We start from the raw sequence: 7,273 nt of genomic DNA, 5'->3' as shown, positions 1-7,273 counted from the left end.
CCGTGCCTCCAGTCCGTCGACTGCTCGCGTGACGTGACGCGCCCTACGCGGCGACCTGCTCGTCTGAGGCGGCCTCGGCGAGCGCCGTCAGCGCACCCTGCACGAGCTGCGTGACCTCGGCGTCCTCACGCGGGTGGGTCTCCGCGAAGCGGACGACCGACTGCGGGATGGCGACCTTGACGTCCTGGAGGACCTTCGCGCCCGCGATGCCGGCGGCCTTCCGCGCGTCGTCGTGCGCCCAGACACCGCCGTACTGGCCGAAGGCCGAGCCGATGACGGCGAGCGGCTTGCCCGAGATGGGGGAGGCGCCGAACGGACGCGATGCCCAGTCGAGGGCGTTCTTGAGGACCGCCGGGATCGTGCCGTTGTACTCCGGCGTGATGAGCAGCACGGCGTCGGCGGCGTCGATCGCCGCACGGAACGCGACGGCGGAGGCCGGCGGGGTCTCGCCGTCGATGTCCTCGTTGTAGAACGGCAGGTCGACGATGCCGTCGAACGTGGTGAGCTCGATGCCCTCCGGGGCGTGGTGGTCGGCCGCCTCGGCGAGCTTGCGGTTGATCGACTCGGCGCGGAGGCTGCCGACGAGGGTGAGGACGTGCGTCATGGGGATCCTTCTGTTCTGCGACGGAAAGGTGTCAGCAACAACCAATGCGATGCGTCCAGCCGCTATTCCCGACAGCTGTTCCCGTCGGCTGTTCCCGACGGCTGTTCCCGACGGCTGTTCCCGACTCAGCGGGCCGTCGGTAGGTTGACGAGGTGAGCCCGCTCCGCACGCCAGCCAGCACGCCCCGCACCACCGACCCGGACTGGTGGCGCGACGCCGTCGTCTACCAGGTCTACCCACGCAGCTTCGCCGACACGAACGGCGACGGGCTCGGCGACGTCGCCGGGATCACGACGCGCGTGCCGTACCTGGCCGAACTCGGTGTCGACGCGATCTGGTTGTCGCCGTTCTTCCCCTCGCCGCTGGCCGACGGGGGCTACGACGTCGCCGACTACCGCGACGTCGACCCGAAGCTCGGGACGCTCGAGGAGCTCGACGTCTTGGTCCGGACGGCGCACGAGCACGACATCCGGGTCATCGTCGACATCGTGCCGAACCACACCTCGGACCAGCACGAGTGGTTCCGGGCCGCCCTGGCGTCGCCGCCCGGATCGCCGGAACGGGCACGGTACGTCTTCCGCGACGGCACCGGCCCCGACGGTGCTCTGCCGCCGAGCGACTGGGTCTCGAACTTCGGCGGCAGCGCATGGACCCGCGTGCCCGACGGCGCGGACGGCGCGGACGGCGCGGACGGCGCGGACGCCTCGGACGGCGGCGCGGGCGGCGCCGGCGGTCAGTGGTACCTGCACCTCTTCGCGCCCGAGCAGCCCGACCTCGACTGGGAGAACCCGGAGGTCCGCGAGGACTTCGAGCGCACCCTCCGCTTCTGGTCCGACCGCGGGGTCGACGGGTTCCGCGTGGACGTCGCGCACGGGCTCGCGAAGGACCTGTCGACGCCGTACCGTCCTTCGGACGAGAAGGCGCTGCCGCTCGACGGCTCCGACCCGCTGTACGACCGCGACGAGGTGCACGAGATCTTCGCCACGTGGCGCACGGTGCTCGACGAGTACGACCCGCCACGAGCCGCCGTGGCCGAGGCCTGGGCGCCCGCACCGCGGCGCGTCCTCTACGCACGGCCCACCGAACTCGGCCAGGCGTTCAACTTCGACCTGCTCGAAGCGCCGTTCGATGCCGCGGCGTTCCGCGGCATCATCCAGCGGAACCTGGCGATGTCGGAGCAGTCCGGGGCGTCGAGCACGTGGGTGCTGTCCAACCACGACGTCGTGCGGCACGCCACCCGCTACGGCCTGCCGACCGGCGCCGACACCGACGCGTGGCTGATGAGCGACGGCACGGTGCCCGCGCTCGATGCGGAGCGGGGGCTCCGGCGGGCGCGGGCAGCGACCCTGCTCGTGCTCGCACTGCCCGGTTCGTCGTACGTCTACCAGGGCGAGGAGCTCGGGCTGCAGGAGGCGGCGGCCATCCCGCACGACCAGCTGCAGGACCCGAAGTGGCTCCGGACGGGGCACACGGTGAAGGGTCGGGACGGCTGCCGGGTGCCGATCCCGTGGACCACCTCGGGGCCGTCCTTCGGGTTCGGCTCGGTGGCCCCGCACCTGCCGCAGCCCGCGGACTTCGGGGCGTCGTCGGTCGAGGCGGAGGACGGCGACCCCGCGTCGACGCTGACCTTCTACCGGACCGCGATCGCTGCCCGGCGGCGGCTGCAGCAGGGCGAGGCGCTCAGCTGGATCGACGCGGACGGTGGCTCGGGTGCGCGTTCCCGCCTGGTCGCGTTCGCCCGACACGACGGCTGGCGGTCGGTCACGAACTTCGGCGTCGACCCGGTCCCGATGCCGTCCGGCACGGTCCTCGTCGCGTCCGGTCCGCTCGAAGACGGCGTCCTGCCGGGGGAGACCACGGTCTGGCTCGCCTGAGCGCCGGGGCGTGACCGCGCGGTCGGCGGTCGGTGCGCGTGCGCGGTCGGCTGCCGGTGCATGCGCGCGGTCGGCTGCCGGTCCGGGGGCCGGTTCCTCCACAGCCTGGAGGCGCGGGGAAGCGTTCCACAGATCGGCCCGCGTCCGCCTGCGGGGCACCCCTCGATCGCGACGATCGGGGCATGAGAGAACCCAACACCCCAGCGACGGGCCGTCCGCCCGCCCGGTCACGCACGGTCCGGCGAACGGCCGCGGTCGCCACCGTCCTCACCGCGCTCGGCGTCCTCGCCGCCCCCGCGCTCGCCCCCGCCACGTCCAGCGCCGCCGAGCTCGGCTTCCCCTACGTCGACCAGTTCGACTCGGCCGACGGCGGCTCCCTGAGCGGTGACGCCGAGCTGGTCGGCGGCCGTCTGCGCCTGACCGACGCCGTCGGGAACCAGGCCGGATCGTGGTCGACCGACGACACGTTCCCCTCCGACCGCGGGCTCGAGATCGAGTTCCAGTACGCGATGCACAACGACGTCGGCGACCCGGGGGCCGACGGGCTGCTGCTGTCGCTCGCGGACGGTGCGGCGCCCCAGGGCGTCGGTGCGTACGGCGCGGCGCTCGGCTACGCCTGCCGGTCCAGCGCCAACCAGGGTGGTGGTGTGCCGTGCGACCTCCCCGGCATGCCCGGCGGGTTCGCCGGCATCGCCCTCGACCACTACGGCAACTTCTCCCTGCCGCTGAACCAGTCCGGCCCCGGCGCCCAGGAGCAGTTCGTCGTGGTGCGCGGATCGGGCGACGGGGTCACCGGGTACCGGTACGTCGAGGGTGCACGGGCTCCCGGCGGCACCGCCACCGACGGCCCCCGGACCCGGACGGTCCGCGTGACCCTGCAGCCGGGCGACGCCGGCGAGCTCTTCGTCACCGTGCGGATGGACGCCGGCGGCGGGCTCCGGCCGGTCCTCGAGCGCGTGCCGCTCCACGGCGCCGGGCAGGCTCCGCTGCCGGACACGCTCCGGCTCGGGTTCGCCGGGGCCACCGGTTCGCACGTCAACGTGCACGAGGTCGACGCCCTGCGGGTCTGGCAGCCGGCCGACCTCGCGGTGACGCACGACATGCCGCCGACGGTCACTGCCGGGGGACCGGTCGAGTACGCGGTCACCGCCCGGAACGTCGGGGTGAACCCGTCGGCACCGAGTGCGCTCGAGGTGGACGTGCCGGACGCCCTGCGGGACGTCCGCTGGACCTGCACGCCGACGGACGGCGACGGCACCGCATGTGGCACCGCGCCGGGCACGGGCGACGTGGAGACGCCGGTCGACCTGCCACGCGGTGGTGCCGCGACCGTGACGATCACGGGCACGCTCCCCGACGACGCGTCCGGCACGCTCGACAGCGTCGCCCAGATCGCCCCGGCGCCGTCGATGGCCGACGTGAACGAGGTCGACAACGTCTCCACCGCCAGCGCCGTGGTCGAGACCGGCCCCGCGCCCGAGGCGCACGTCGAGACCGACAAGTCCGTCGCACCGTCGACGGACGTGGCACCGGGTGACGAGGTGGAGTACCTCGTCACCGCGCGGAACCGCGGTCCGGCCGTTGCGCAGGACGTCGGCGCGGTCGACGAACTCCCCGCGGCGATGCGGTTCGCGGGCTCGGACGACGGGTGCACGGCGGCTGGACAGGTCGTGACGTGCGCGTCCGGCAGGACGCTCGCCGCCGGGGAGTCGACGGCCTTCCGGATCCGGGCGGTGCTCGACCCGGAGTACCAGGGCGACGGCTCGGACGTGGTGAACGTCGCGACCGCGACCTCGCCGACCGACCCCGACGGCGGTGATCCCTCGCCGGCCGTGGTGATCGAGGTCCTCGTGCCGGACGAGGGAGGGCCCGACGAGGGCGGGCCGGACGACGGCGGGCCGGACGACGGCGGCCCGGGTGACGGTGGACCGGACGACGGCGGTGACGGCGGTGCGGGCGACGGCGCACCCGCAGACCGCGGCGCCGGCCAGGGAGCGGCGGGCGGCGGGCCGGGTCGGACGGGCGCACTGGCCTACACCGGCGCGGAGGACCTCGGGCTCCTCGCAGCCGTCGGCGGGGTCGCGGTCGCGGCAGGTGGTGCCTGCTGGTGGCTGGCGCGGCGGCGTGCTCGGGCACGCAGCGGGCCGGACGGCGCACGCGGGGCGCCGACCGACGCGCACTGATCGGGGCTGCCGACCCGCCGAGGGTGCTCGGACCGCGGTGCACCGTGCACCGCTGGTTCGAGCATCCTCAGCGGCCGGACTGCGCGAGCGGTCGGCTGCCCGATGCTCCGGCGGTAGGATCGAACCACGATCCGCATGCCCGAAAGAGGTCTCGTGTCCGACTCCGTGGACGACTCCGGCCAGCGCGCGCGGTACTGGCCGATCCCCGTCCTCCGGGCCGTCCCAGCCGCGATCGTGGCCCTCGTCATCACCTTCTCGTCCAACCACGCCGCCGGCTACGGCCTGCTGCTGTTCGGCGGGTTCGCGGTCGTCGACGGGCTCGTGCTGCTCCTCGCGGGCGCCACACGGCTGCCGGCCGACGACCGATCGCGTCGGACCACCCTCGTGCAGGCCGTGATCACGCTGCTCGCCGCGGTCGCCGGCTTCGCACTGAACGGCCTCGGGCTGCCGGCGTTCATCAGCGTCATCGTCGCCTGGGCCGTCCTCACCGGGGCGCTCGAACTCTCCCAGGGCCTGCGCGCCCGCCGCCGGTCGCCCTTCGCCCGCGACTGGACGACGATCGGCGGGCTCACGCTGCTGCTCGCCGTCGCCTTCCTCGTGACGCCCCCCGACTACTCGCAGCAGCTCGGCGGTGTCGAGCGGGTCTCCGGCGTGCTGGACGCCTCGATCGTCCTCGTCGGTCTGCTCGGCGCGTACCTCGCCATCACGGCGGTCTTCCACGTGATCGCCGGCCTCTCGCACAAGTGGGGAACGGCCGTACCGGCCGCCGCCCCGGACGGAGCACCACACGCATGACCACCCCCAGCCGCCGCGACCGCCTGCGCCCGGTCGAGCTCCTCGGGATCTCCGCGATCGTCGCGGTCTTCACCGGGCTCGTCGTGCTGTTCTCGACCCGTGAGCTCCAGCTCGCCGTGATCTTCCTCGGCATCGCGTTCATCGTCGTCGTGGTGGTCCTCGCGATGCTGCAGCTGGCCTCGACCAGCGACCAGGACGACAACGACATGCTCGGCGGTCACAAGACCCCGGGTGAAGGAGACGGCGACGACTTCCACTGAGTCGGGCAGCGCCCGCACGCTGCCGTCGCGCCGCCCGGAGCAGGGCGACCCGGACCTCCCGCGGCGGTACCGCCACCGGTACCTGATCCTCGCGGTCTGCTGCATGAGCCTGTTCATCGTGTCGATGGACGCCACCGTGGTGAACGTCGCGCTGCCGTCGATCGGCCGTGAGCTCGGCAGCACCATCTCCGGCCTGCAGTGGACGATCGACGCGTACACGCTCGTCCTCGCCAGCCTGCTCCTGCTGTCCGGCTCCACCGCGGACCGCATCGGGCGTCGCAGGACGTTCCAGATCGGCCTCGCGCTCTTCACGGTCGGATCGCTGCTCTGCTCCCTGGCCCCGAGCGTCGGCTGGCTCGTCGTCTTCCGGATGCTCCAGGCGGTCGGCGGCTCGATGATGAACCCGGTCGCGATGTCGATCATCACCGCCACGTTCGACGACGCGAAGGAACGGGCCCGAGCGGTCGGCGTCTGGGGCGCCGTCGTCGGGGTGTCGATGGGCCTCGGCCCGCTCGTCGGCGGCGCGCTGACGGACTCCGTCGGCTGGCGCGCGATCTTCTGGATCAACGTGCCGATCGGCATCGCGGCGATCGTCCTGACCTTCCTGTTCGTCCCCGAGTCGAAGTCCCCGACGCCGCGGCGGCTCGACCCGCTCGGGCAGGTGCTCGTCATCGTGCTCCTCGCGACCCTCGTCGGCGGCCTCATCGAGGGGCCGCGCCTCGGCTGGACCTCGCCGGCGGCGCTCGGCCTCTTCGTCGTGGCGGCCGCGTCCCTCGTCGTCTTCGTCGCCGTCGAACGCCGTCGCGCACAGCCGCTCGTCGACGTCCGGTTCTTCCGGAGCATCCCGTTCTCGTCCGCCGTCGTCACCGCGATCGCGGCGTTCGGGGCGAACGGCGCCTTCCTGTTCCTCAACGCCCTGTACCTGCAGGAGGTCCGGGGCATGTCGCCGTTCGAGGCCGGCCTCTGGACCCTGCCCGCCGCCGTCGCGACGATGGTCGTGTCGCCGGTGTCCGGACGGCTCGTCGGGTCGGTCGGCACCAGGGTCCCGCTCGTGCTCGCGGGGATCGGTGTCGGCGGTGCCGGGGCGATCCTCACCACGATCGACGCGCACACCCCGATGTGGGTGCTCGTCGTCGCCTTCGTGCTGTTCGGCTTCGGGTTCGGCATGGTGAACGCCCCGATCACGAACACCGCCGTCTCGGGGATGCCCCGCGCGCAGTCCGGGTCGGCTGCGGCCGTGGCCTCGACGAGCCGGCAGACCGGGGTGTCGCTCGGCGTCGCACTCGCGGGGACGGTGTCGGGCGCGAGTGCCGTCGCGACCGTGGGTGCCGGGTTCGCCGTGGCGACGCACCCGATGTGGTGGATCGTGCTCGGCATCGGTGCGGGCATCGTCGTCGTCGGCTTCGTGTCGACCTCGGCGGCGGCGAAGCGCTCGGTCGCCGGCATCGCACACCTGCTCGACGCCTAGCCGGAGTACCTGGTCGAAACGGGCGTACTGACCCGGAACTTCCGACCAGGTACGCCCGGAACGACCAGGTACGCCCGAAACGACCAAGC

General features: G+C 73.3%; 6 protein-coding genes. 5 read left to right on the top strand and 1 reads right to left on the bottom strand.

Annotation, left to right across the window (positions count from 1 at the left end; translation table 11 throughout):
* Nucleotides 1–43: 43 nt before the first annotated feature.
* Nucleotides 44–604 carry an NADPH-dependent FMN reductase gene (locus BIU96_RS14315; protein ID WP_071293259.1) on the bottom strand — a complete coding sequence of 187 codons (561 nt, stop codon included), beginning with the start codon at nucleotides 602–604 and terminating at the stop codon, nucleotides 44–46.
* Nucleotides 605–756: 152 nt separating this feature from the next.
* Here BIU96_RS14315 and BIU96_RS14310 point away from each other — a divergent pair, with 152 nt between their 5' ends.
* The 5 genes from BIU96_RS14310 (at nucleotide 757) to BIU96_RS14290 (ending at nucleotide 7,184) form a co-directional block, all read left to right on the top strand.
* Nucleotides 757–2,478, top strand: a complete 1,722-nt coding sequence (locus BIU96_RS14310; RefSeq protein ID WP_071293258.1) for a glycoside hydrolase family 13 protein — start codon at nucleotides 757–759, stop codon at nucleotides 2,476–2,478.
* Nucleotides 2,479–2,660: 182 nt separating this feature from the next.
* Nucleotides 2,661–4,661: a DUF11 domain-containing protein gene (locus BIU96_RS14305; RefSeq protein WP_071293257.1), complete on the top strand. Its 2,001-nt coding sequence runs from the start codon at nucleotides 2,661–2,663 to the stop codon at nucleotides 4,659–4,661.
* A 153-nt stretch (nucleotides 4,662–4,814) separates the two neighbouring features.
* Nucleotides 4,815–5,456, top strand: a complete 642-nt coding sequence (locus BIU96_RS14300; RefSeq protein WP_254786158.1) for a DUF308 domain-containing protein — start codon at nucleotides 4,815–4,817, stop codon at nucleotides 5,454–5,456.
* Nucleotides 5,453–5,716 (top strand): hypothetical protein, encoded by a 264-nt coding sequence (locus BIU96_RS14295; protein WP_071293255.1) that lies wholly within the window; start codon nucleotides 5,453–5,455, stop codon nucleotides 5,714–5,716. Before BIU96_RS14300 ends, BIU96_RS14295 begins: the two co-directional genes overlap by 4 nt.
* Before the next feature lie 19 nt (nucleotides 5,717–5,735).
* A complete protein-coding gene (locus tag BIU96_RS14290) occupies nucleotides 5,736–7,184 on the top strand; it encodes a DHA2 family efflux MFS transporter permease subunit (protein WP_302847730.1) in 1,449 nt (482 codons plus the stop codon).
* Nucleotides 7,185–7,273 lie beyond the last annotated feature (89 nt).

The sequence above is a fragment of the Curtobacterium sp. MCBA15_008 genome (assembly GCF_001865065.1).
Lineage (GTDB): Bacteria > Actinomycetota > Actinomycetes > Actinomycetales > Microbacteriaceae > Curtobacterium.
The sequence above is the reverse complement of the archived record's forward strand: the minus strand, read 5'-3'. Positions and strand labels throughout refer to the sequence as shown.